The sequence below is a fragment of the Nonomuraea sp. NPDC049649 genome (assembly GCF_040675175.1).
In the GTDB taxonomy this organism is placed as follows: domain Bacteria; phylum Actinomycetota; class Actinomycetes; order Streptosporangiales; family Streptosporangiaceae; genus Nonomuraea.
Genome location: NZ_JBFAOH010000016.1, coordinates 1 through 22,238 on the forward strand (window position 1 = coordinate 1; position 22,238 = coordinate 22,238).

The 22,238-nt window shown below is 71.3% G+C and carries 25 protein-coding genes; 11 read left to right on the plus strand and 14 right to left on the minus strand.

The window, feature by feature from the left end; all coding sequences use genetic code 11:
- The first annotated feature begins 89 nt into the window (after positions 1-89).
- The 5 genes from AB0J42_RS20870 (at position 90) to AB0J42_RS20890 (ending at position 5,206) form a co-directional block, all read left to right on the plus strand.
- A complete protein-coding gene (locus AB0J42_RS20870) occupies positions 90-746 on the plus strand; it encodes a methionine ABC transporter permease (protein ID WP_364296740.1) in 657 nt (218 codons plus the stop codon).
- A 10-nt stretch (positions 747-756) separates the two neighbouring features.
- On the plus strand, positions 757-1,569 hold the full coding sequence (locus tag AB0J42_RS20875) for a MetQ/NlpA family ABC transporter substrate-binding protein (protein ID WP_364296742.1): 813 nt from the start codon (positions 757-759) through the stop codon (positions 1,567-1,569).
- A 94-nt stretch (positions 1,570-1,663) separates the two neighbouring features.
- Positions 1,664-2,215, plus strand: a complete 552-nt coding sequence (locus AB0J42_RS20880; RefSeq protein ID WP_364296744.1) for a hypothetical protein — start codon at positions 1,664-1,666, stop codon at positions 2,213-2,215.
- A 96-nt stretch (positions 2,216-2,311) separates the two neighbouring features.
- Positions 2,312-3,838 carry an AMP-binding protein gene (locus AB0J42_RS20885; RefSeq protein WP_364296746.1) on the plus strand — a complete coding sequence of 509 codons (1,527 nt, stop codon included), beginning with the start codon at positions 2,312-2,314 and terminating at the stop codon, positions 3,836-3,838.
- Positions 3,839-3,979: 141 nt separating this feature from the next.
- A complete protein-coding gene (locus tag AB0J42_RS20890) occupies positions 3,980-5,206 on the plus strand; it encodes a trypsin-like peptidase domain-containing protein (RefSeq protein ID WP_364296748.1) in 1,227 nt (408 codons plus the stop codon).
- Between the two features lie 76 nt (positions 5,207-5,282).
- On the opposite strand, the gene AB0J42_RS20895 is transcribed toward AB0J42_RS20890, so the two are convergent.
- The 8 genes from AB0J42_RS20895 to AB0J42_RS20930 all read right to left on the minus strand — a co-directional run bounded on the left by AB0J42_RS20895 (position 5,283) and on the right by AB0J42_RS20930 (position 13,254).
- Complete coding sequence (locus AB0J42_RS20895) at positions 5,283-6,023, minus strand: ABC transporter permease (protein WP_364296750.1); 741 nt, start codon at positions 6,021-6,023, stop codon at positions 5,283-5,285.
- Positions 6,016-6,900 carry an ABC transporter ATP-binding protein gene (locus AB0J42_RS20900; RefSeq protein ID WP_364296752.1) on the minus strand — a complete coding sequence of 295 codons (885 nt, stop codon included), beginning with the start codon at positions 6,898-6,900 and terminating at the stop codon, positions 6,016-6,018. Before AB0J42_RS20900 ends, AB0J42_RS20895 begins: the two co-directional genes overlap by 8 nt.
- Positions 6,897-7,205 (minus strand): transcriptional regulator, encoded by a 309-nt coding sequence (locus AB0J42_RS20905; protein WP_364296754.1) that lies wholly within the window; start codon positions 7,203-7,205, stop codon positions 6,897-6,899. Before AB0J42_RS20905 ends, AB0J42_RS20900 begins: the two co-directional genes overlap by 4 nt.
- Positions 7,202-7,825 carry a hypothetical protein gene (locus tag AB0J42_RS20910; RefSeq protein WP_364296756.1) on the minus strand — a complete coding sequence of 208 codons (624 nt, stop codon included), beginning with the start codon at positions 7,823-7,825 and terminating at the stop codon, positions 7,202-7,204. Before AB0J42_RS20910 ends, AB0J42_RS20905 begins: the two co-directional genes overlap by 4 nt.
- An 85-nt stretch (positions 7,826-7,910) precedes the next feature.
- A complete protein-coding gene (cydC, locus tag AB0J42_RS20915) occupies positions 7,911-9,590 on the minus strand; it encodes a thiol reductant ABC exporter subunit CydC (RefSeq protein WP_364296758.1) in 1,680 nt (559 codons plus the stop codon).
- The gene (gene cydD, locus AB0J42_RS20920) at positions 9,587-11,305 is read right to left on the minus strand and encodes a thiol reductant ABC exporter subunit CydD (protein ID WP_364296760.1); all 1,719 of its coding nucleotides are present in this window, start codon (positions 11,303-11,305) and stop codon (positions 9,587-9,589) included. Before cydD ends, cydC begins: the two co-directional genes overlap by 4 nt.
- A gap of 7 nt (positions 11,306-11,312) precedes the next feature.
- On the minus strand, positions 11,313-12,077 hold the full coding sequence (locus AB0J42_RS20925; RefSeq protein WP_364296762.1) for a cytochrome d ubiquinol oxidase subunit II: 765 nt from the start codon (positions 12,075-12,077) through the stop codon (positions 11,313-11,315).
- A 10-nt stretch (positions 12,078-12,087) separates the two neighbouring features.
- Positions 12,088-13,254, minus strand: a complete 1,167-nt coding sequence (locus AB0J42_RS20930) for a cytochrome ubiquinol oxidase subunit I (protein ID WP_364296764.1) — start codon at positions 13,252-13,254, stop codon at positions 12,088-12,090.
- An 88-nt stretch (positions 13,255-13,342) separates the two neighbouring features.
- Between AB0J42_RS20930 and AB0J42_RS20935 the strand changes: the two genes are divergently transcribed.
- Entirely contained in the window at positions 13,343-13,684 is a 342-nt protein-coding gene (locus AB0J42_RS20935) for a PadR family transcriptional regulator (RefSeq protein WP_364296766.1), read from the plus strand.
- Here AB0J42_RS20935 and AB0J42_RS20940 read toward each other — a convergent pair.
- Positions 13,635-14,312 (minus strand): permease prefix domain 1-containing protein, encoded by a 678-nt coding sequence (locus AB0J42_RS20940; protein ID WP_364296768.1) that lies wholly within the window; start codon positions 14,310-14,312, stop codon positions 13,635-13,637. The genes AB0J42_RS20935 and AB0J42_RS20940 overlap by 50 nt on opposite strands.
- A gap of 96 nt (positions 14,313-14,408) precedes the next feature.
- On the opposite strand from AB0J42_RS20940, the gene AB0J42_RS20945 reads away from it, so the two are divergent.
- Genes AB0J42_RS20945 through AB0J42_RS20955 form a run of 3 tightly spaced genes read left to right on the plus strand, consistent with a single transcriptional unit; the run spans position 14,409 to position 15,506 of the window.
- Positions 14,409-14,762 (plus strand): VOC family protein, encoded by a 354-nt coding sequence (locus AB0J42_RS20945; protein WP_364296770.1) that lies wholly within the window; start codon positions 14,409-14,411, stop codon positions 14,760-14,762.
- On the plus strand, positions 14,759-15,085 hold the full coding sequence (locus AB0J42_RS20950; RefSeq protein WP_364296772.1) for a metalloregulator ArsR/SmtB family transcription factor: 327 nt from the start codon (positions 14,759-14,761) through the stop codon (positions 15,083-15,085). Before AB0J42_RS20945 ends, AB0J42_RS20950 begins: the two co-directional genes overlap by 4 nt.
- Positions 15,078-15,506 carry an SRPBCC domain-containing protein gene (locus tag AB0J42_RS20955; protein ID WP_364296774.1) on the plus strand — a complete coding sequence of 143 codons (429 nt, stop codon included), beginning with the start codon at positions 15,078-15,080 and terminating at the stop codon, positions 15,504-15,506. Before AB0J42_RS20950 ends, AB0J42_RS20955 begins: the two co-directional genes overlap by 8 nt.
- On the opposite strand, the gene AB0J42_RS20960 is transcribed toward AB0J42_RS20955, so the two are convergent.
- On the minus strand, positions 15,503-16,534 hold the full coding sequence (locus tag AB0J42_RS20960; protein WP_364296776.1) for a pentapeptide repeat-containing protein: 1,032 nt from the start codon (positions 16,532-16,534) through the stop codon (positions 15,503-15,505). The genes AB0J42_RS20955 and AB0J42_RS20960 overlap by 4 nt on opposite strands.
- A gap of 211 nt (positions 16,535-16,745) precedes the next feature.
- Positions 16,746-16,931: a hypothetical protein gene (locus AB0J42_RS20965; protein WP_364297007.1), complete on the minus strand. Its 186-nt coding sequence runs from the start codon at positions 16,929-16,931 to the stop codon at positions 16,746-16,748.
- Between AB0J42_RS20965 and AB0J42_RS20970 the strand changes: the two genes are divergently transcribed.
- Together AB0J42_RS20970 and trxA are read left to right on the plus strand one after the other, a co-directional pair.
- Positions 16,860-17,768: an ExeM/NucH family extracellular endonuclease gene (locus AB0J42_RS20970; protein ID WP_364297003.1), complete on the plus strand. Its 909-nt coding sequence runs from the start codon at positions 16,860-16,862 to the stop codon at positions 17,766-17,768. The genes AB0J42_RS20965 and AB0J42_RS20970 overlap by 72 nt on opposite strands.
- A 129-nt stretch (positions 17,769-17,897) precedes the next feature.
- Positions 17,898-18,272: a thioredoxin gene (trxA, locus tag AB0J42_RS20975; RefSeq protein WP_364296778.1), complete on the plus strand. Its 375-nt coding sequence runs from the start codon at positions 17,898-17,900 to the stop codon at positions 18,270-18,272.
- A 61-nt stretch (positions 18,273-18,333) separates the two neighbouring features.
- Here the strand turns inward: trxA and AB0J42_RS20980 are convergent, their stop codons facing one another.
- The 3 genes from AB0J42_RS20980 to AB0J42_RS20990 all read right to left on the minus strand — a co-directional run bounded on the left by AB0J42_RS20980 (position 18,334) and on the right by AB0J42_RS20990 (position 22,183).
- Positions 18,334-19,104, minus strand: a complete 771-nt coding sequence (locus AB0J42_RS20980; protein WP_364296780.1) for an SAM-dependent methyltransferase — start codon at positions 19,102-19,104, stop codon at positions 18,334-18,336.
- A gap of 114 nt (positions 19,105-19,218) precedes the next feature.
- Positions 19,219-20,562 carry a class II 3-deoxy-7-phosphoheptulonate synthase gene (locus AB0J42_RS20985; protein ID WP_364296782.1) on the minus strand — a complete coding sequence of 448 codons (1,344 nt, stop codon included), beginning with the start codon at positions 20,560-20,562 and terminating at the stop codon, positions 19,219-19,221.
- Positions 20,563-21,202: 640 nt separating this feature from the next.
- Complete coding sequence (locus AB0J42_RS20990; RefSeq protein ID WP_364296784.1) at positions 21,203-22,183, minus strand: aminoglycoside phosphotransferase family protein; 981 nt, start codon at positions 22,181-22,183, stop codon at positions 21,203-21,205.
- Positions 22,184-22,238 lie beyond the last annotated feature (55 nt).

Consider the following 22,238-nt stretch of genomic DNA (forward strand, 5'->3'; position numbering starts at 1 on the left):
CCTCGGGGTCGAGCGAGCAGGGCGGTAACCCAGCGGCACCTCGGGTGCATCAGCAGCATCTCAGCTACCGACAAGAGGATGGTGCACCAGTGAGCTGGGAGGACATGGCCCCGCTGCTGGCGGAGGCGACGGTCGAGACCGCGATCATGGTGGGCTGGTCGGCGCTGCTGACCGTGCTGCTCGGGCTGCCGCTCGGGGTGGCGCTGGTGGTGTTCGACCGGGACGGGCTGCGGCCGCTGCCCGCGCTGAAGTCGGCGCTCGGCGTGATCGTGAACGTGGGCCGGTCGGTGCCGTTCATCGTGCTGATGATCGCGATCATCCCGTTCACCCGGCTGGTCGTCGGCACCACGATCGGGACCGCCGCCGTGGTGGTGCCGCTCACCGTCGGCGCGGTGCCGTTCTTCGCCCGGCTGGTGGAGACGTCGCTGCGCGAGGTGGACCGGGACGTGGTCCAGGCCGCCCAGGCGATGGGGGCGGGCCGCTTCACCATCGTGGCCAAGGTGCTGCTGCCCGAGGCGCTGCCCGGGATCGTCGCCGGGGTGACGGTGACGGTGGTGGCGCTCATCGGCTACACGGCGATGGCCGGGACCATCGGCGGGGGCGGGCTGGGTGACCTGGCCATCCGCTACGGCTACCAGCGGTTCGAGACCGGCGTCATGGTGGCGACCGTCGTCCTGCTGGTCGTGATCGTACAAGTCATGCAAAGCCTGGGCGATTACGTCGCCAGGCGTCTTTCTCACAAATAAAGGAAAAATCATGAATATTCGTCGCCTAGTGGGTGCTGCCGCGCTGGCTCTGTCGCTCGCCGCATGCGGCGCGTCACAGTCCGCCACCAGTGAGGCGGACGGCACGCTCAAGGTGGGCGCCACGCCGGTGCCGCACGCCGAGATCCTCACCTACGTCAAGGAGAACCTGGCCGAGGAGGCCGGGCTGGACCTCGAGATCGTCGAGTTCACCGACTACGTGCAGCCGAACGTCCAGGTCAGCGAGGGCAAGCTGGGCGCCAACTTCTTCCAGCACAAGCCCTACCTCGACGACTTCAACAGCTCCAAGGGCACCGACCTGGCCTTCGTCACCCCGGTCCACCTGGAGCCGCTCGGCGTGTACTCCAAGAAGGTGACCGAGCTCGGCGGCCTGTCCGAGGGCGCCACCGTGGCCGTGCCGAACGACGCGACGAACCTGGGCCGGGCGCTCAAGCTGCTCGCCGACAACGGCCTGGTCACCCTCAAGGACGGCGCGGGCACCGCCGCCACCGAGCGCGACGTCGAGGGCAACCCGAAGAACCTCAAGTTCGAGCCGCTGGAGGCCGCCCAGCTGCCGCGCGCGCTGGACGACGTGGACGCCGCCGTGATCAACGGCAACTACGCCCTGGAAGCCGGGCTCAAGCCCGCCTCCGAGGCGCTGGCGCTGGAGAAGACCGAGGATAACCCGTACGTGAACGGGCTGGTCGTGCCCGCCGGCCAGGAGCAGGACCCGGACGTCGTCACGCTCGGCAAGCTGCTCCAGGACCAGAAGGTGAAGGACTTCATCGCGCAGAAGTACGAGGGCTCGGTGATCCCGGCCGAATAAAGCGGCGATAAAGCGGCTTGCAAGCACGGGGCAATCGGGTCCGCATATCAATGATCTCGACAGCGGAACCCACCTCATCCCGAGGAGCCCTCAAGTGCGAATCGCAACTCGCATCCTCATCGGCGTCGCGGCCGCCTCCGTGGTGGCCGTCGGCGCCCCCACGGCCGCCGGCGCAGCCACCTCCTACGACAGCTGGGGCCCCTACTACTCCAGCGACCACAAGGCCAAGGCCCAGGGCCACGTGAAGGTCGACAGGAAGCGCGTCAAGCACTGGACCTGGAAGACCGTCCACACCCCCAAGCGGGTCTGCAAGTGGAGCCACGGCGAGCGCAAGTGCTGGGTGGTGAAGAAGAAGGACAGGAAGCGCGTGCTGACCTGGAGGCACGTCCACCAGATCGACGTCCGCAGCAGGCTGAGCAACCACCGGGCGTGGGGCAAGGACAAGTGCGCCTGGGAGACCTTCAAGATCGTCACCACCGGCGGCCACACCTCCTTCAAGCGGTTCAAGAACTGCGACAAGCACACCCGGACCTTCTCGTTCTCCGCTAGCCACATCGCTCACGTCTACGTGAACGTGAGCCGCGGCAACGAGTGGAGCCCGAAGGGCTCGAACTCCGGCTGGAAGGACGTCTACCACGCCGTCTGACCCTGATCGGCAGCCGCGGTCTCGAAGGCGAGGCCGCGGCTTCGCCGTGTAAGGAAGCACTGGCTTTTCCGGTCTGAAACAGAATACTGTTCGGTCATGTACCCGGGAGCCATCGCAGCAGTCACCCCCGACAAGCCCGCTGTGATCATGGCGGGCTCCGGTCAGGTCGTCACCTACCGCCAGCTGGACGAGGAGTCGAACCGGCTGGCCCACCTGTTCCGCGCCGCCGGCCTGAGGCCGGGCGACCACATCGCCTTCATGCTGCCGAACCATCCGCTCTTCCTCGCCATCGCCTGGGCCGCGCACCGGTCCGGCCTGTACTACACGGCCATCAGCTCGCGCCTCCAGCACGACGAGCTGGCCTACATCGTCGACAACTGCGGCGCCCGGGTGTTCATCTCCAGCGCGGGCCTCGCCGACGTCGCCACCTCCATCACCGCCGACACGCCGCGCGTGGAGCTGCGGCTGATGCTCGACGGCACCGCCGAGGGTTTCCAGTCGTACGAGGAAGCCGTGGCGGGCCACCCGGTCACCCCGGTCGACGGCGAGGTGCAGGGCGCCGACATGCTCTACTCCTCCGGCACCACCGGCCGGCCCAAGGGCGTCAAGCCGGCCCTGGCGCTGGAGCCGCTGACCGAGCCGGGCGCGCTGTTCAAGCTCATCCAGTTCCTGTTCGCGCCGTCGGCCGACAGCGTCTACCTGTCGCCCGCCCCGCTCTACCACGCGGCCCCGCTCCGCTACTGCATGACGTTCCAGCGCCTCGGCGCCACCCTCGTGGTCATGGAGCGCTTCGACCCCGAGGAGTACCTGCGGCTGGTCGAGAAGTATCAGGTGACGCACACGCAACTGGTGCCGACCATGTTCATCAAGATGCTCAAGCTGCCGGAGGAGACCCGGGCGAGGTACGACCTGTCGTCGCTGCGGGCCGCCATCCACGCCGCCGCGCCCTGCCCGATCCCGGTCAAGGAGCAGATGATCGAGTGGTGGGGCCCGATCATCCACGAGTACTACGCGGGCACCGAGGGCAACGGCTTCCTGTACGTGGACTCCAAGGACTGGCTGGCCCACAAGGGCACGGTCGGCAGGTCGCTGCTGGGGCCGGTGCACGTCTGCGACGAGGAGGGCAACGTGCTGCCGCCGGGCGAGCACGGCACCGTCTACTTCGAGAGCGCCGCGGCCTTCGAGTATCACGGCGACCCGGACAAGACCCGCTCCGTCCAGGACCCGCAGGGCCGCGGCTGGACCACCCTCGGCGACATCGGCTACCTGGACGAGGACGGCTTCCTCTATCTCACCGACCGTCGCTCGTACATGATCATCTCGGGTGGGGTGAACATCTACCCGCAGGAGGCCGAGAACGTCCTGTGCATGCATCCCAAGGTCGCCGACGTGGCCGTGCTCGGCGTGCCGGACGAGGAGATGGGCGAGCAGGTCAAGGCCGTGGTGCAGCCGGTGTCGATGGACGAGGCGGGGCCCGGGCTGGAGCAGGAGCTGATCGAGTACTGCCGCTCCCAGCTGGCGCACTACAAGTGTCCCAAGTCGGTCGACTTCCGGGCCGAGCTGCCCCGGCACCCCACGGGCAAGCTCTACAAGCGGCTGCTCAGGGACGAGTACTGGCGGTGATTCCGCCGTGTCGGGTGAGCGGCTCCGAGCAGGAAGGATAAGGTCTGCGTTTACGCTTTCAGGTGCCGTCGATCATCGGCTTAACCAGTGCTTACGCTGGCTTTGGCACCCTTGAGTCAGAGAACTTTGAGGGAGATGACGATGAACGCGAACGAGCCTCGCGAGCAGGGCACCGGCGGCTGGAGCCAGTTCGGCGACACGCCGCCCTCCGCCGGGGGCTTCCCCCGGCGCGACACCATGATCATGGGCCAGCCGGTGCCGCCACCGCCGCCCTCCGCCAAGAAGACAGGGAGCGGGGCGGGGCGGAAGGCGATCGCCGGGCTGGCCCTGGCGGCCGTGGCCGTGGGCGGGGGCGTGGTGGGCGCCGCCGTCGCCACCGCGTTCCAGGATCCCGTCGTCACGACCGTCAGCGCGCCGAGCCCGACGTTCGCCCAGGCGTCCAGCTCGCTCACCGTGGCCGAGGTCGCCGAGAAGGTGCAGCCTTCGGTGGTGATGATCCAGGGGACGACCGGTGAGGGCTCCGGCGTCGTCCTCACCGAGGACGGGCTGATCCTCACCAACAACCACGTGGTGGAGGGCGCCGCCCGGGGCGGCCAGATGAGCGTGAAGTTCAGCGACGGCAGGACCGCCGCCGCCTCGGTCATCGGCACCGACCCCGCCACCGACCTCGCCGTGATCAGGGCGAAGGACGTGTCGGGGCTTTCGCCGGCCGCGCTCGGCGACAGCTCCCAGCTCAAGGTGGGCGACTCCGTGCTGGCCATCGGCAGCCCGCTCGGCCTCGACGGGTCGGTCACCCTGGGCATCGTCAGCGCGCTCGACCGCACGCTCACCGTCGGCGGCGAGCGGGAGCAGCTCCCGCCCGGCTGGCCGCAGCAGCGCAGCGGCGGGGTGACCACGATCGGCGGAGCCATCCAGACCGACGCCGCGATCAACCCGGGCAACTCCGGGGGCGCGCTGGTCAACGCCGCAGGGCAGGTCGTGGGCATCAACACGGCGATCGCCACGGCGGGCAGCAGCGGCAGCATCGGGCTCGGCTTCGCCATCCCGATCAACACGGCCAAGCACGTGTCCGACCAGCTCATCCGTACCGGGAAGGTGACCCACGCGTTCCTGGGCGTGAGCGTCACCGATGCCACCGGCGGCGTGCCCGGCGCGCTGGTCAGGCAGATCACCCCGGGAAGCCCGGCGGAGAAGGCCGGGCTGCAGATCGCCGACCTCATCACCAAGATCGACGGCAGGGCCATCGAGGGCGGAGATGACGTCGTCGGGCAGATCAGAGGTTTCAAACCGGGTCAAGAGGTTCAGATCACATATATGAGGGATGGGAAGGAGCACACGGTCACCACCACCCTCGCCGAGATGCAATAACCAGAACCCCCACACGGACGGGTGTGCCGTTGAGATCGCTGCGGACTCGGCGGCACACCCCCTCCATCCCCGCGGATCAGGTGAACCGGCGGCCCTCGTCGCGCCGGAACGCCCAGGCCGCCGCCGCGCCCGCGGCGACCGTCCAGACCACCAGCGCCACCAGCGCGGCCGTGCCCGGCGTGGCTCCGGTGGCGGCCCACCAGACCAGCTCGGCGCCGCCCCGGCTCGGCACGTACGGCGAGATCACCTGAAGGAACTCGGGCATGATCTGCGGCGGCAGCATCAGCCCGCCCACGATCGCGAACGGGAAGAACAGGATCTGCGACACCGCGATCGCGCCCTTCGACGGCATCATCAGCCCGACGAACAGCCCGATCAGCATGAACGGCACCGCGCCCGCCAGCGCCGCGCCCACCATCCCGGCCAGCCGCGCCGGGGCCAGGTCGGCCTCGCTGAACAGCGCCGCCACCAGGATGACGGGGACCGTCGAGACCAGCATGAGCGCCGTCGTGGTGAGGATCCGCCCCGCGAAGTGCGGGAACGGCCCCGCCGGCAGCGTGCGCAGGTAGGGGTTGAACGGCTGCTCGCGGTCCATCGCCACCGAGATCGACAGCCCCATCAGCGCCGCCGACATGGCGCCCAGCAGCATCATCGAGCCCATCGACAGCGTCGAGCCCACCGGGTCGTCGCCCACGAACGGCACCGCGAACGCCAGCATCGCGATGGCCGGGAACAGCCCGCTCGCCAGCAGCCCGATCGGCACCCGGATCTGCTCGATCACCTGATAGCGGGTGTGCGCCAGGACGAGACTAGACATGCGCGTGCTCCTTCGCGGCGGTGATGGTCAGGAAGGCCTCCTCCAGGGAGGTGGGCCTGATCTCCAGGCCCGAGAACGGGGTGCCGCTGCGCACCAGCTCGACCACGAGCCGGTCCGGGTCGGCGGTCACCAGGTGGACCCGCTCGCCCTCGCGCTGGACGGCGACCACGCCGGGCAGCTCGGGCAGCTCGCCGGCGTCGAACGAGACGCGCCGCGCCCCGACCACGTCGCGCACCGCCGCCACGGTGTCGTCGGCGAGCACGCGGCCCTGGCCGACGACCACCACCCGCTCCGCCAGCGCCTCGATCTCCTCCAGGTAGTGGCTGGTCAGCACGACCGTGCCGCCGCCCTCGTGGAAGGCCTTGATGCCGTCCCAGAGCGCCCGCCTGGCCTCCACGTCCAGCCCGGTCGTGGGCTCGTCCAGGAAGACCAGCTCGGGGTCGCCGGCGAAGGCCAGCGCCACCGCCAGCCGCCGCTTCTGGCCGCCGGACAGGCCGCCGATCTGCCGCTTGACCAGGTCGCCCAGCCCGAACCGGTCCAGCAGCTCGGCGGCGGGCACGGGCCGGGGGAAGTGGGCGGAGACGAAGTCCACGATCTCGCCGACCCGCAGCACCTCGGGCAGCCCCGTCTCCTGCGGGGTGACGCCGATGCGGCGCCGCATGGCCGGGTCGCGCGGCGAGCCGTCGAACAGCTCGACCGTGCCCGAGGTGGGGCGGCGCAGGCCGACGAACAGGTTGATCAGCGTCGACTTGCCGGCGCCGTTGGGGCCCAGTAACCCCACCAGCTCACCGGCCCGGATGTCGGCGGAGACCCGGTCGAGCGCGACGACGTCGCCGTATCGCCGGGTGGCCTCGACCGTACGGGCGAGGACGGTCATGTGGTTCCTCCTGCGGAGTCCAGTAGGGAGCGGATGGCCTTGGTGTAGTCCTCCAGCGCGAGCCGCCCCCGGGTGGTCATCGAGACGTAGGTGACGGGGGTGCGGCCCCGGTGGGTCTTGGTGATGCGCACGTAGCCCGCCTCTTCGAGCCTGGTCAGGTGGACGGACAGGTTGCCCGCGGTCATGCCGAGCAGGTCCTTGAGCGAGGGGAAGGCGATCTCGTCGCCCTCATGGAGGGTGCTGAGCGTCACCATCACGCGCAGCCTGGCCTGCGCGTGGATGACCGGGTCGAGCTCGGCGCTCATGCCCGCCGCCGCAGCCGGATCCCGGTGACGATCTGGCCGCCGCCCAGGAGCACCGCGGTGAGCAGCGCGTGCCAGCCCGGGCCCAGGATGACGCCCAGGCCGTCGACGGCGGCGATCCACACGCCCATGAAGAACATCGGCCACTGCGTGTAGAGCGCGCCGCCGGCCATGTAGAGCACGGCCACCACCATCAGGGACACGCCCGACCACAGCAGCCCGCGCTCCTCCATCGGGAGCAGCTGGCTGAACTTGATGTTGATCACGGTCATCAGCACCATGCCGACGAACCACGCGTAGCCGTACATCATGCCCCGGGCCGTGCTCTCGCCCCGCACCGCGGAGCTGAGCCTGACGAGGCCGGTGGCGACGAACGCGCCCGCCACCAGCTGACCGGCCATGAGGATCCCCAGGGCGAGCTGCCAGCTGATCGGCGCGTACGAGACGCCGTCCAGCCCGTAGTGCAGGAAGAACGCCCCGAATCCGAGCAGCCAGGCGACGCCCCACGGGGTGTAGAGCAGCAGCGGGTCGCCGGCCAGCGCCTTGACCGCGACGGCGCGCTGCCGCTCGATGAGCCGGAGCGTCTCCTCGGGGGAGGACTCCCGCTCGCCGTCGTCTGTCATGGCAACTCCTCGACACCTCAAACTGGTTTGTACCGTAAACCAGTCTGCCATGCCGGCACAACGCGCGGCGGTCGCGCGGAGTTCCCTAGCGGCGGGTGAGCACCTCCGACTCCCACAGATCCCGGTAGTAGCCGGGCCGGGAGACCAGCTCGTCATGGGTGCCGCGCTGCGTCACGCGGCCGTCCTCCAGCACCACGATCTCGTCCACCCGCTCCAGCCCCTTCAGGCGGTGGGTGACCAGCAGCGTGGTCCGGTCGTGCGTGACGTCGAGCAGATCGGCCATCAGCTCGTCGGCCGTCTCCTCGTCCAGCGCCTCGGCGGGCTCGTCCAGCAGCAGCACGGGCGGGTCGTACAGCAGCGCCCTGGCCAGCGCCAGCCGCTGGAGCTGGCCGCCGGAGACGGTGCTGCCGTCCTCGCCCAGCTCGGCGTCCCAGCCGGTGCGCTCGACCCACCGCTCCAGCCGCGCGTCCCGCACGGCCCGCGCCAGCCGCTCGTCGTCCGCCTCCGGTCCCGCCAGGCGCAGGTTGTCGCGGAGCGTCGTACGGAAGAGGTACGGATCCTGCGTGAGGCCGGTCATCATGGCCCGCACGTCGTCGGAGGCCAGGTCGCGGATGTCCACACCGTTGACCCGGATATATCCGGACTCGGGGTCGACGAGCCGCATCAGCGCCGCCAGGATCGTGCTCTTGCCCGCGCCGCTCGGCCCCACCAGAGCCACCCGCCTGCCCGGGGCCAGCGTGAGCGACACCCCGTCCACGGCCGGCCTGGTTCCGGGCGCGTGCCGTACCACCAGATCCTCGACCTCGACCGTCAGCGGCGGCGACGGGGGAGCGGCGGGCGCGCCCGGCTCGGTGACGGCCGGGGGAGCGGAGCGGATCTCGCGCAGGCGGCGCAGCGCCGCCGTGACGCCCGCGTACCGCTCCCCGGCGGCGGCCAGCGGCAGCACCGGCTCGAACGCCACCAGCGCCGTCAGCGCGAGCACCGCCGTGCCGACCGTGTCCACGCCCGAGGCCTGGGCGAGCAGCACGATCGCGACCACCGTCAGCACCTGGATCAGCGTGCCCCCGGCCAGGGCGGTCGCGTGCACCCGGGCCTGGCGGCGCTCCAGCCGGCCCAGCGCGTCCCCCGCCTCCCGGGCCTCCTCCAGCGCCCGGTCACCCGCGCCGTACGCGGACAGGTCGGCCGCGCCGTGCACCAGGTCGGCCACCCGGCCCGCCAGCTCCGCCCGGGCCGGGGCCAGCCGCGCCGACCACCGCCGGGCGGCCGCCGCGGTCCCCGCCGGGAGCAGCGCCCCGGCCAGCAGCAGCCCCGCCAGCAGGACGAGCGCCGTCACCGGCAGGATCGTCAGCCCGATCACCACCGCGGCCAGCCCCGCGATGGCGGCCGCCGCGGCGGGCAGCAGGCACCGCACCAGCAGGTCCTGCACCGCGTCCGTGTCGTCCACCATCCGGCTGAGCAGATCGGCGCCGCCCACCCGGGGCGGGCGCGGCGGGATCAGCGACTCGTACAACCGCTCCCGGGTGTCGGCCTGCGCCCGCAGCGCCACGTCGTGCCCGGTCAGCCGCTCCGCGTACCGGAACACGCCCCGGCCGGTGGCGAACGCCCGGGTGGCCACGATCGCCACGCTCAGCGCGGCCAGCGGCGGCTGCTCGGCGGCCCGCGTGATCAGCCACGCCGCCGCCGCGATGAGCCCGAGCCCCGCCAGGTCGGCCGCCGCCCCGGCCAGCACCGCGTACACCAGCCGGACCCGCATCTGCCCCTTCATCGCTCCCCCTGCTCAAGTGGCACCGTGACCGGTCCGTGCGCGCTCGGGGGCTCCGGGCGGCGGCGGGTGGTGTCCGAGATGACGCGGCCGTCGTGGATGCGGATGACCCGGTCCGCCAGGTCGATCATGGCGGGGCGATGGGCCACGATGACGGCGGTGCGGTCCTTGACCAGTTCCGCGGTCGCCGCCACCACGGCGGCCTCGCTCCGGCCGTCCAGGCGGGCCGTGGGCTCGTCCAGCAGGAGAACGGACGTGGCGGGACGGCAGAAGGCGCGGGCCAGGGCGATCCGCTGGCGCTGGCCCGCCGAGAGGTTCGCGCCGCGCTCGCCGACCCGGGTCTCGTAGCCCTCAGGCAGGCCGGCGATGAACTCGTCGGCGTACGCGGCACGGGCGGCCTCCCGGACCTCCGCCATGTCCGCCGAGGGCGTGCCGAGGCGGATGTTGCCGGCGACCGAGGTGGTGAACAGGTGGGCGCGCTGCGGCACGTACGCCAGCCGGGCCCGCCACGCCTCCAGATCCAGCGTGGCCAGGTCGGCCCCGTCGACCAGCACCCGCCCCTGCGACGGCGCGACGAAGCCGAGCAGCAGGTTGAGCAGCGTGCTCTTGCCGCTGCCGCTCTCGCCCACCAGCGCCACCCGCTCGCCGGGCTCGATCGTGAGCGTGACCCCGTCCAGCGCGGGATCGTCCCGCCCGGGATAGCGGACGGTGACGTTCTCCAACTCGATGCGGGGCCGGCCGGAGGCGGGGACGGTGCCGGGACGCGGCCGCTCCGCGGGTTCGTCGTCCGTACGGTTCAGCACCGAGAAGGCGGCGTCCGCGGCGGCCACCCCCTCCATCGAGGCGTGGAAGCGCGTCCCCATCGCCCGCAGCGGCAGGTACGCCTCCGGCGCCAGCAGCAGCACCAGCAGCGCCGTCGACAGGTCCAGGGTGCCGCCGAGCAGCCGCAGCCCGATCGGGACCGCCACCAGCGCCAGCGAGAGCGACGCGCACAGCTCCAGCACCAGCGACGACAGGAACGCCACCCGGAGCGTGCGCATGGTGGCCGAGCGGTGCTCCCCGGCGACCTGCCGGATCACCGTCGCCTGGTAGCGGGCCCGGCCGAAGGCGCGCAGCGTGGGCAGGCCGCGCACCACGTCCAGGAAGTGGCCGCCGAGCCGGGACAGCGCCCGGTACTGCCGCTCGGTGACGGCCTTGGTTGTCAGGCCCACCAGCGCGCCGAAGATCGGGATGAGCGGCAGCGTGACCAGGACGATGACCGCGCTGGCCAGGTCGGCGGCGAGCAGCCGGACCAGCACCGCCAGCGGCACCACCGCGGCCACCGCGATCGACGGCAGGTAGCCGGTCAGGTAGTCGTCCAGGCCGTCCAGGCCGCGCCCCACGAGCGTCACCAGCTCACCGGAGCGGTGCCCGGCCAGCCGGACGGGCCCCAGCTCGCGGAGCCTGGCCAGCAGGCGGTGCCGGAGCGCGGACTTGACGCCGGTCGCGGTCCGCCCGGCGAACACGCCCTGCGTCCAGGCCAGCAGCGCGCGCAGCGCCACCACCCCGGCCACGGCCGCCAGCGCCGCCGCGGTGAACCTCCCGGACAGCACCCCGGCCAGCAGCTCCGCCTGGACGAGCACGAGCAGCCCCGCCGCCATCGCCGCCGCGAACGTGACGGTCAGATGGCGCAGAACCGCCTGCTCTCCCCGGATCAGGCGGAGTAGATCCTTGTGCACGGGCGCCTCAGAAGAACGAAGGATTCAGGTCGGCGCCCTTCCCCGGACGGAAAGTGCGCCATATCCATACTTGCGCGCCCACCATGATGGGTGCGAACGGCAGGACCATGAGACTGAGCACATTCAGCGTGGCCGCCGGCGCGCTCCGTTCCAGCAGGTAGGTCATGCCGGCGCCGAGCAGGACGAGCGCCGGCAGCGCGGCCACCGCCCCCGAGGCCAGCAGCGCCCGGCCGCTGCGCGCGGGCCCGGCGAACCCGGGCAGCCGCCAGCCCAGGAACACCCGGCCGTGCCAGGCGAACAGCAGCGTCACCGCCGCTCCGGCCAGCAGCCCCACCGGATGCATGAGCGGCCCGTCGAACCCGGTGGCCGCCGCGTACAGCACCAGCCCCCAGCCGAACGACAGCCAGAGCGAGCCCAGCACGATCAGCCCGTCCCAGAACGCCCGCCACCGGGCGCCCCCGATCCTGCGCCGGAACCACAGCCCGGCGTCGCGCACGATCCAGGCCAGCAGCATGGCCACCACCAGCGGGTAGAGCGCGGGCAGCACCTCGCCCTCCAGCAGCGGATAGACGCCGAACATCGTCCCGCCCAGGGCGACCAGCCACACCTCGTTGGCGAGCACGTACGGCGCGATCGCGGCGACCATGCGGTCCCGGTCGTCGCGGCTGCGGCCGAGGACCGGCAGCAGCAGCCCGACCCCCAGGTCGAAGCCCTCCAGCGCGAAGTAGCCGGCCATCAGCAGGGCGAAGACGGCGAACCAGATCAGTTCCATCGGGGCACTCCTAGTGGCTCAGCGCGGACTCGCGCTGTTCGGGGGCGGTGGCTCCGAGGTCGAGGTCGCGCGGGCCGCGCCTGATCACCCGGGCGATGAGCACGTAGTCGACGACGGCCAGCAGCCCCAGCACGGCCACGAACCCGGTGAAGGACGCGGTCACCATGCCGGTCGTCAGCCCCGGCGTCATGGCGTCGGCCACGGTCAGCTTCTCCCAGATCATCCACGGCTGCCGCCCCATCTCCCGGGCCAGCCAGCCGAGGATGGACAGCACGAACGGCACCGGCGTGAGGACCATCAGCACCGGATGCGCCCACCGCCACCGGGGCAGTTTCCTCATCAGCGGCAGCATGAACAGCAGCACCACCAGCGACAGCAGGTGGCCGCCCTCCATCATCACCGCCAGCGGCACCGAGGCCGCCGGGTTGTCGTCGAACTTGCCCGGCTGGATCCCGCCGAACTGGGCGTAGCCGAATCCCGTGGTCAGCAGGATGCCGATCGAGGCCGCCACGATCCCGGTCCGCAGGGACGTGGTGAAGAACTCCTGCTCGTCCGTGCGCCGCCGGAGCTGGTAGGCGCTGGCGCCGACGAGCACCATCGCCCCGGTGAACAGCCCGGCGCCCAGCACGTGCGGCAGCGAGAACACCAGCGCCTCATTGGTGAACAGCGCGCCGGCGTCCACCAGGGCCAGCCGGTCGCCCGCGTCCACCGCGCCGGCGGGGTTCTGCAGGAACGAGTTGGCCACCATGATGTAGAACGCGCTGGCGTACGCGGTCGCGGTGACCAGCCAGATGCAGGCCAGGTGCGCCCGCTTCGGCAGCCGCCCCCAGCCGAAGATCCACAGCCCGAGGAACGTCGACTCCAGGAAGAACGCCACCAGCGTCTCCATGGCCAGCGGCGCGCCGAACACGTCGCCCGCGTAGTGGGTCAGCCCGCTCCACGACAGCCCGAACTGGAACTCCATCACCAGCCCGGTGACGATGCCCAGCGCGTAGTTGATGACGTAGATCTGCCCCCAGAAGCGGGTCATCCGCTCGTGCAGCGGCCTGCCGGTACGGACCCACCGGGTGTTCATGATCGCCACGAGCGGCGCCAGACCGAGCGTGAGCACGACGAACAGGAAGTGCAGGCTCCCGGTCACGGCGAACTGTAAGCGGGCCAGATCGAGTGCTTCCATCTCTCCACTCCGTCGTTGTGCCTGACTACATGTAGACACCCTACATGTAGACTGCCTACATGCGAGACGGATGCTTAGGATCGATGCCATGAATCCGGACGCGCTGCGCGGCCACATGGACGCCCTGCTGCTGTCGGTGCTCGAACGCGAGCCACTGCACGGCTACGCCATCATCGAGGCGCTGCAGGAGCGGAGCGGGGGAGCGCTCAACGTGCCGACCGGCACCGTCTACCCGGCGCTGCGCCGGCTGGAGCGGACCGGCTATCTGGTCAGCGAGTGGGCCACGGTCGGCGGGCGGCGGCGGCGCACCTACCGGCTCACCGGCGCGGGCAGGAAGCAACTGGAGGGGGAGCGGTCCGCCTGGCAGGCGTTCACCAAGGTCATCGGGAGCGTGCTGCACCCCGAGGCCGGGCCCTCCGGCCCAGCATGACGCACCGGGTCGCGCAGTAGATCTGCACCCCGGCGAAGAAGTGGGTCACCAGGTTCGCCAGGGTCACAAGAGGCGCGCCCGCCGCCATGTACGAGCCCCGCGCGAGCAACATGCCCAGCAGCGCGGTCGTGACCAGCATCAGCCACACCATCACGCCGAGCGAGCGCGTCACCAGGCGCGGGCGCCGGACCCAGCGCGCGCCCCGGCCCAGCGCCAGCACCGCGAGCCCGGCGTAGACGGCGGCGCCGAGCTGGACGGTGTCGAGCAGCCGGGAGACCGTCATGTACCAGCCGGGCCGGTCCGCCCACAGGCTCGCGTCGCCGGGGTGGAGATGCCAGACCAGCGCCCAGATCAGCACGGTCACCGGCACGCTGGTGAACAGCAGCAGCCCCAGCCGGCGCCCCGCGCAGGCGGCCAGCTCCTCCTGGTAGCCGGGCGCCACCTCGTGCACCGGGCCGAACTCCTCGACGGCCAGCCGCTCCGCCTCCGCCCGGGGCAGGCCCTCGGCCTCGTAGGCGTCGGCGCAGTCGAGCAGGCTGTCGCGCGCCTCGACGACCATGTCCCGCTTCGGCCCGGACGGCCCCGACAGGGCGCTCCGCAGCTCGGCCACGTAGTCGTCGATGAGCATGAACGTCATTCTATGATTTCCCGCCCCCGGCCCCATCGGGGACATCCCTGAGATCACCCTTGATGTGTAGGAAAAATCCTACGTATGATGCCTGGCATGCTCGTTTCCCACATCATCACCGTCACCGTGCCCGTCTCCGACCAGGACCGGGCGCTCGCCTTCTACACCGGCGCCCTCGGGCTCGAGGTCCGCACCGACAACCCGTTCCCGATGGGCCGCTGGCTCACCGTCGCCCCCAAGGGCGCGCAGAGCACGCTCCTGCTCGCCTCCTGGTTCCCCGACATGGCCCCGATCGACGGCCTGGTGCTCTCCTCGCCCGACGCCGGCGCGCTCGCCGACCGGCTGCGCGAGCACGGCGTGGACGCCCAAGGCCCCACCGACGAGCCCTGGGGACGCCAGCTGCTGTTCAAGGACCCCTTCGGCAACGGCTTCGTGGTCACCGAGGAATGACCGCCGACCACGTCTTCACCGCGCTCGCCAGCCCGGCCCGGCGCGAGCTGCTCCGCCTGCTGCTGGAGGAGGGCGCCCAGCCCGCCGGGCGGCTGGCCCAGCGGTTCGACATGAGCCGCCCCAGCGTGTCGGAGCACCTCAAGGTCCTCAAGGACGCGGGCCTGGTGGCCGAGACGCGCAAGGGCCGCGAGCGCCACTACCGGCTGGAGGCCGAACCGCTCATGCGGGTGCGCGACTGGCTCGTCCCGTACGAGCGATTCTGGCGCGAGAAGCTGACCGGCCTGCGCACGCTTCTCGACGAGATGGAGGACGACGATGGCTGAGGACCGCACGGCGATCCGGCTGGACGAGTTCCTGGCCCACCCGCCCGCCAAGGTGTGGCGGGCGCTCACCGAGCCGGAGCTGGTGGCCCGCTGGCTCATGCCCGGAGACATCAGAGCCGAGGCGGGCCACCGCTTCACCTTCACCACCGAACCGGTCGAGCAGGCGGGCTTCGCCGGCATCGTGTACTGCCAGGTGCTGGAGGTCGAGCCGGAGAGGCTGCTCAAGCTCAGCTGGAGCGACGGCCGGGTCGACTGGACGGTCACCTGGCGGCTGGAGCCGGAGGGCCGCGGCACCCGCCTCTTCCTCGACCACGAGGGCTTCGACCCGGACGACCCGCGCCAGCAGATGTCGCGCCGGATCCTGGGAGGCGGCTGGCGCACCATGCCCCGGAAGATCGCCGAGGTGGCCGCCGGTCTCTAGCGGCCGGGTACGGGGGCGCGGCGGCGGGCGAGCCAGCGCAGCATGGGCAGGCGCATCCCCATGCGGCGCGGCGTGCACTCCGTCAGCCGCACCCCCGCCGGGTTGGCCAGCCCGGCGAACCCGCACGCCGACAGGTCCAGCCTCGACAGGGCCAGGCTCACCGCGTCCACCTCCCGTAACGACGTGAGCGTGGACGCGCCGCACCCGGTCACCGTCGCCGGGCCGTGCAGCACCGCGCCCTCCAGATCGGCCTGCGAGTCCGTCAGCCGCACCGTGGTGGTCCCGGCCACCACGAGCTGCCGCAGGTCCACCCCGCCGCCCTGCACGGCCAGGTCGAGCACGCCGTCCGCGCGCGCCCGCGCCGCCGAGAACCGGCCGGTGGCCGACAGGTAGGCGTCGGCGGCGAAGCGCACCGCGTCGAACCACGCGCTGCCGCTCACCTTGCGGAAGGAGAGGGTGCGGCCGAACCGGGCGCCGCGGAAGCTCGCCGCCCCGCCCACCCGGGCCCCGTCGAACGTCGCGTACCCCTCGAACCGGGCGCCCTCGCAGGACAGCCCCTGCTCGAACACGGCCTGGCTGAACAGCGCGTCCCTGGCCATCATCGCCCCGTCGAGCGAGGCGTGCCCGCGCACCGTCACGCCGTGGAAGGACAGCTCCCTGGCGAACCAGGCGCCGGCCATCGACAGGTTGCCGTCGAACCGGGCGCCGAAGAACGACGCGAGCCGGTCGAACCGGGCGCCGTCGAGCGAGACGTCACCCGAGAACGTCACCCCGGCCAGCCGCACCTCGCCGGTGAAACGGGCCCGTTCCAGCCGGGTGCGGCCGGGCCGGGAGCAGGTGGCCCTCACGACCCGGGTCAGCAGGTCGCCGCTGAGGGTGGTGCCGCGCAGGTCCAGCAGCCGCCCGGGCGCCATGCCCGCCAGCACGCTGGAGAGTTGTTGGGGGGAGAGGTGAGCGAGACAGAGGCCGAAGGGCCGGCGGGCGATTCCCGTGCAGGCCGCCGATTGCGCGCAGGTGACCCAGTCCATTTCCTGGTCATACCCGGCAGGCCGCCTTGTCAAGGTTTTCCGGCAGAAGCCTATGGTCACACTTCTGTAGACACCTGGGACGGACCCGGGCTCTAAAGTGCCGCGTATGCATGGTTTATCCCGGGCTACCTGTGCCGCGCTCGCCGCGGCCGCACTCACCGCCGGCCTCCTCGCCGGACGCCGACCCGGCCACCTCCGACGCGCTGTTCGCCTACGCCCGCGACACCTTCAAGGACGTCGAGGTGGGCGACCGGGTGCTCGTCACCGGCCGCGCCGTCGAGTTCAACGGCTGGACCGAGCTGTCGCCCGTCACCGCCGTCGACGTCTGCGGCACCGGCTCCATCGCGCCGACCAGGCTCCGGCTGCCCGTCGCCGACCTGGAGCCGATGGAGAACATGCTGCTCACTCCCGCGGCGCGAGCAGCCCCGAGGAGCAGCAGCGCCAGCTCGCCGAACTCGTCGCCGCACTCAAGGGCATCGACGCCGACGCCGTCGGCCTCATGGAAGGCGAGAACAACGGCCAGACCGCGCTGCGGGCCTTGGTCGACGCGGTCAACGCCGAAATGGGCGCGGGCACGTACGCGGCGCTCACCCACCCCCACCCGGGCGGCGACGCCATCCAGGTCGGCCTCATCTACAAGCCCGCCGAGCTGACCCCGGTCGGCGCGGCCCGGTCCTCACAGGACCCCGTCTTCAGCCGACCGCCGCTCGCCCAGACCTTCCGCCGCAAGCACGGCGGACAGCCCTTCACCATGATCGTCAACCATCTCAAGTCCGAGGGCTCCTGCCCGGACAGCGGGCCCGACGCCGACCAGGGCGACGGCCAGGGCTGCTGGAACGCCACCCGGGTCCGCCAGGCGGAGGCGCTGCTCGGCCTCGCCCGGGACCTGCCCGCCCCGCTCGTGCTCGGCGACCTCAACGCGTACGGCGAGGAGGACCCCATCAAGACCCTCGAAGCGGGCGGCCTCACCAGCCTCACCAAGCGGTACGTGCCCGCCCCGCGGCGCTACAGCTACGTCTTCGACGGGCCGGCCGGCGAGCTCGACCACATGATGGCGAGCAAGCAGCTGCTCAGGCGCGTCACCGGCGCCACCGTCTGGCACGTCAACGCGGACGAACCCCGCATCCTCGACTACAACACCGAGTTCAACCCGCCCGGCCTCTACCGCCCGGACGCCTACCGCTCGTCCGACCACGACCCGATCATCGCCGGCCTCGCTCTTCCAGGCCGCTGACCTGCGCCGATCCAGGAGCGGGGCCGCCCTCAGGTGCGGCCCCGCCCCCGGGCATGGAATGCTGGGGAAGGGTACGTGGTTGTCAGGGAGACAACCACCGGAAGCGCACCGACGTCAGAGGAGCCACTTGTGGCGACCATCGAGGTAACCGAGAAGAACTTCAACGAGATCGCCGACAAGGGGATCGTCCTGCTCGACTTCTGGGCGGAGTGGTGCGGTCCATGCAAGATGTTCGGGCCGATCTTCGAAGCGGCCGCCGAGAAGCACCCGGACATCACCTTCGGCAAGATCGACACTGACCAGGAGCAGGCGCTCGCGCAGGGCTTCGAGATCAGGTCCATCCCGACCCTCATGGCCATCCGCGACGGCATCGTCGTCTTCGCCCAGCCCGGCGCGATCCCGGCCCCGGCGCTCGACGACCTCATCCGCCAGGTCCGCGCCCTCGACATGGACGAGATCAGGGCCGAGCTCGCCAAGGAGCTCAAGAACGCCGAGCAGAACTGAGCGGACCCGGCACGGCCCCGCCCTCGGGCGGGGCCGCCGTGCTGTCCAGAGCTCGCGGCGTCTAGAGCTTGCGGCCTACGGCCGCGTATCCGGGGCTGCGCCGCGCCGGGGCGGGCCCGTCCTCGTCGTCCGGACGCCAGTCCTTCGGGTCCACCAGGCCCGGCTCCAGCACCTCGTAGCCGTCGAAGAACCGCAGGATCTCGGCGTGCTCGCGCAGGTGGATCGCCGCCGTCGACTGCTTGTAGACCTCCAGCGCCGCCGGCGTGAGGTCGGCGTTGTCGTCGATGGCGTGGCTTATCACCAGATAGCTGCCGGGCACGCTCAGGTCGCGCAGCCGCGTGATGAGCGTGTTCGCCTCCTCGTCCGTGAGGAAGTGCAGGAGCGTCAGCATCAGGAACGCGACCGGCCGCTCGAAGTCGATCAGCGGGCGGAGCTGCTCCACCAGCTCGTCCGCCTTACGCGCGTCGCCCTCCAGGAACTCCACGTTCTCGCCGCGGGCCAGCAGCGCCCGGCCGTGCGTGCACACCACCGGGTCGTTGTCGACGTACACCACCCGCGAACCGACCGCGATCTCGTGCGTGTTGCCCTGGGTCGGCAGCCCCGCCCCCAGGTCCACGATCTGGTCGACGCCGTTCTCCGTCACCAGCCGCACGGCCCTGCGCAGGAAACCGCGGTTCACCCTGGCCGAGGTCTTGGTGTTGGGGAACAACTTCATGATCTGCTCGGCCGCCTCCCGGTCGGCCGCGAAGTTGTCCTTGCCGTCGAGGTAATAGTCGTACATCCGTGCGACGTTGGGCACGTTCGGATCGACGCCCTCTGGAGCTCTGTCCACCACATCTCCCATGATTCCCGGCCGTATGCGGACGATCATAGAAGAAGTGACGGGCCACCGTGGTCACGATGGCCCGTCAAATGAGGATGACTCAGGGGTAAATATGAGGCTGACTCAGCCGCGGTAGAGCTCGGCCACCTGGAAGGCCAGATCGAGCGACTGGCTCCGGTTCAGCCGCGGGTCGCACGCCGTCTCGTAGCGGGTCGCCAGATCCCCCTCCGCTATCTCGTGGCCGCCGCCCACGCACTCGGTCACGTCGTCGCCGGTGAACTCGATGTGGATGCCGCCCGGATGCGTGCCCAGCGTGCGGTGCACCTCGAAGAACCCGGCCACCTCGTCCAGCACGTCGCCGAACCGCCGCGTCTTGTGACCGCTCGGCGCCTCGAACGTGTTGCCGTGCATCGGGTCGCACACCCACGCCACCTGCGCGCCCGCCGCCGTGACCTCCTTGACCAGCCGCGGCAGATGCTGACGGATCTTGGGCGCGCCCATCCGCGTGATGAACGTGAGCCGCCCCGGCACGTTGTCCGGGTTGAGCTTCTCCACCAGCGCCAGCGCGTCGTCGGGAGTGGTGGTCGGGCCCAGCTTGACGCCGATCGGGTTGCGGATCCGGGAGAAGAACTCCACATGCGCACCGTCGAGCTGGCGGGTGCGCTCGCCGATCCAGACCATGTGCGCCGACACGTCGTACGGCAGACCCGTCCGCGAGTCGATGCGCGTGAGCGCGTGGTCGTAGTCGAGGATCAGCGCCTCGTGCGAGGAGTAGAACTCCACCGAGTGGAACTCCTCCGGCTCGGCCCCGCACGCCCGCATGAACGCCAGCGCCTGATCGATCTCCCGGGCCAGCCGCTCGTAGCGCCGCCCGGCCGGCGACTCGGCCACGAAGTCCTGGTTCCAGGCGTGCACCTGGCGCAGGTCGGCGTAACCGCCCTTGGTGAACGCACGAGCCAGGTTGAGCGTCACCGCCGACGAATGGTAGGCCTTCAGCAGCCGGCTCGGATCGGGCTCGCGGGCCTCCGCCGTGAAGTCGAACCCGTTGACCATGTCGCCCCGGTAGGCGGGCAGCTCCACCCCGTCGCGCACCTCCGTGTTCTTGGAGCGCGGCTTGGCGAACTGACCGGCCAGACGGCCGATCTTGACCACCGGCACCTTGCCGGCGTAGGTGAGCACGATCGCCATCTGCAGCAGGGTCTTGAGCTTGTTGCGCACGTTGTCGGCGGTCGCGCCGGCGAACGTCTCCGCGCAGTCGCCGCCTTGCAGGACGAACGCCTCGCCCCGGGTGACGGCCGCCAGGTCCTCCTTGAGCTTGTCGCATTCCCCCGCGAAGACCAGCGGGGGCAGGCCGCCGAGCTCGGCGACGACCTTCTCGAGCTCGCCGCGATCAGGCCACTCGGGCTGCTGGGCCGCGGGGAGGGCTCGCCAGGAATCGAGGTTCAGCGAATTGCTCTGTGCGCTCACGACATACGAGGGTATTCCACCGGGTCCCCCCAGCAGGCCGACCTGTCCACGTTGTGAGAAGGACATTCCACCCTTCGGCGGCATCCGGCGGCGAAGAACCACCGAATCACGACCCAGGAAACCGGACATGGACGCCCTCACCTCCTGCCCGCGCCCTCCGCCCCCGCCGTTCGGATCCACCCCGACGTCCCTCACGCACGCAGACCCGGGGACCCTGAGGAGGGCGGGCGACCGGAAACTGTCCTAGACCTTGGGGGGTCGCGTCTTCGAGGAGAAGGTGAAGGCAGTGGGCGGGCTCGCGGGGTGTCCACGACCGCCGCTGTCGCGTTCGCGGTGCTCGCTTTCGACCCCCGCCTCCGTACGAGCCCGGCAGCGTGCGCACGTGACCGACCTGGCGGCTGTTCTCGCCGCTCTGGATGCTCGTACGGTGCTGCGCCGTGACAAGGGTGTCGCCGCGTCTTCCGGGACCGGGGACACCTCGTCGCGGCTCCCCAACTGCCGCCCAGGGATCGCGAAGACTCTGGCCGAGCCCGGGTCTGCCGCCGAGCGTCCCGCGCTCGGAGGAGGTCCGCTGGCCGGGGACTCGTAGACCGGGTCGGCCGAGCTGTTCGCGGCCTGAGCTGAGGGTGGTCGTGGGAAGTCAGGCGGCGAGGCGGTTCAGGATGGTGGTGAGGCAGGTGGTGGCCGGGTCGCGGATGCGGGCGTACTCGGACTCCGGGTACTGGCGGGGGCCGTTCTCCACCAGGAGGATCAGGTAGAGGTAGGCGCGGTAGAGGTCGAGGCGGAGGTGCGCGGACGGGGTGAGGTCGAACGGGGTGATCTCGCGGTAGCCCTCCACCAGGGGGTCGTCCTCGTGCAGGTCGCCGAAGATCGTGGGCGTGATGAACTCGGCCAGCGGGTCGCCCCAGAAGGCCCGCTCGTGGTCGATGATCGCCTGGATGCGGGGCCGGCCCGACAGGTCGAGGAAGACGTTGCCGGGCCAGATGTCGAAGTGGACCAGGTGGGGCGTGGTCACCTCGTCGAGTACGGGCGAGGCCGCCGCCAGCAGGGACCGGATGCGGTCCGCGGGCGCCGGCAGCGGCGTCGGGTAGCGCACGGTGTCGCCGAGCAGCGCGTCCACCATCGCGAGGTACGCCTCACGCCAGGTGGAGCCGGTGATCCCGGCCTGCGGGTAGCCGAAGACCGGGCCGGTGATCGCGTTGAGCCGCGCCAGGTGGCGGCCCAGCTCGCGGCGGAGCCCGGCCTCGCACGCGGGGGTGACCGACGCCGCGTTCCAGGAGACGCCGTCGAGCGCGGCCAGCATGAGGTAGTCGCCGCCCAGCACCGGGTCGTCGAACCCGGTCTTCACCAGCGTCGCCACCGGCACTCCCGCCGCCGCGGCCAGCTCGCAGGCCGCCGCCTCCGTACGCAGCAGGTCACGCTCGTAGCTCAGCTGTGCGAGCTCGGGCGGCGGCGAGAGCTTGCAGACCACCTCGCGCCCGTCGTCCAGGCGCAGCCGCCAGACGGCGTTCGCGAAGCCGTCGGTCAGCTCGGCGTGGTCGAGCACGCCCGCGCCGAGCGCCCGGCGGGCCAGCGCGTCCAGCTCCGGACGTGATAATCGGCGCTTGGTCCTGCTGTCCACGCATCCTCCTCAGCCCGGCCCGCGGCCGGGTCCCGCCGTACATGACATGCGGCGC

Bases quoted from the DNA above. Each gene is read 5' to 3' on its own strand.
- AB0J42_RS20875 (WP_364296742.1), top strand. From the start codon at position 757: ATGAATATTCGTCGCCTAGTGGGTGCTGCCGCGCTGGCTCTGTCGCTC.
- AB0J42_RS20885 (WP_364296746.1), top strand. From the start codon at position 2,312: ATGTACCCGGGAGCCATCGCAGCAGTCACCCCCGACAAGCCCGCTGTG.
- AB0J42_RS20890 (WP_364296748.1), top strand. From the start codon at position 3,980: ATGAACGCGAACGAGCCTCGCGAGCAGGGCACCGGCGGCTGGAGCCAG.
- AB0J42_RS20895 (WP_364296750.1), bottom strand. From the start codon at position 6,023: ATGTCTAGTCTCGTCCTGGCGCACACCCGCTATCAGGTGATCGAGCAG.
- AB0J42_RS20900 (WP_364296752.1), bottom strand. From the start codon at position 6,900: ATGACCGTCCTCGCCCGTACGGTCGAGGCCACCCGGCGATACGGCGAC.
- AB0J42_RS20905 (WP_364296754.1), bottom strand. From the start codon at position 7,205: ATGAGCGCCGAGCTCGACCCGGTCATCCACGCGCAGGCCAGGCTGCGC.
- AB0J42_RS20910 (WP_364296756.1), bottom strand. From the start codon at position 7,825: ATGACAGACGACGGCGAGCGGGAGTCCTCCCCCGAGGAGACGCTCCGG.
- cydC (WP_364296758.1), bottom strand. From the start codon at position 9,590: ATGAAGGGGCAGATGCGGGTCCGGCTGGTGTACGCGGTGCTGGCCGGG.
- AB0J42_RS20925 (WP_364296762.1), bottom strand. From the start codon at position 12,077: ATGGAACTGATCTGGTTCGCCGTCTTCGCCCTGCTGATGGCCGGCTAC.
- AB0J42_RS20930 (WP_364296764.1), bottom strand. From the start codon at position 13,254: ATGGAAGCACTCGATCTGGCCCGCTTACAGTTCGCCGTGACCGGGAGC.
- AB0J42_RS20935 (WP_364296766.1), top strand. From the start codon at position 13,343: ATGAATCCGGACGCGCTGCGCGGCCACATGGACGCCCTGCTGCTGTCG.
- AB0J42_RS20940 (WP_364296768.1), bottom strand. From the start codon at position 14,312: ATGCTCATCGACGACTACGTGGCCGAGCTGCGGAGCGCCCTGTCGGGG.
- AB0J42_RS20945 (WP_364296770.1), top strand. From the start codon at position 14,409: ATGCTCGTTTCCCACATCATCACCGTCACCGTGCCCGTCTCCGACCAG.
- AB0J42_RS20950 (WP_364296772.1), top strand. From the start codon at position 14,759: ATGACCGCCGACCACGTCTTCACCGCGCTCGCCAGCCCGGCCCGGCGC.
- AB0J42_RS20955 (WP_364296774.1), top strand. From the start codon at position 15,078: ATGGCTGAGGACCGCACGGCGATCCGGCTGGACGAGTTCCTGGCCCAC.
- AB0J42_RS20960 (WP_364296776.1), bottom strand. From the start codon at position 16,534: ATGGACTGGGTCACCTGCGCGCAATCGGCGGCCTGCACGGGAATCGCC.
- AB0J42_RS20965 (WP_364297007.1), bottom strand. From the start codon at position 16,931: ATGTTCTCCATCGGCTCCAGGTCGGCGACGGGCAGCCGGAGCCTGGTC.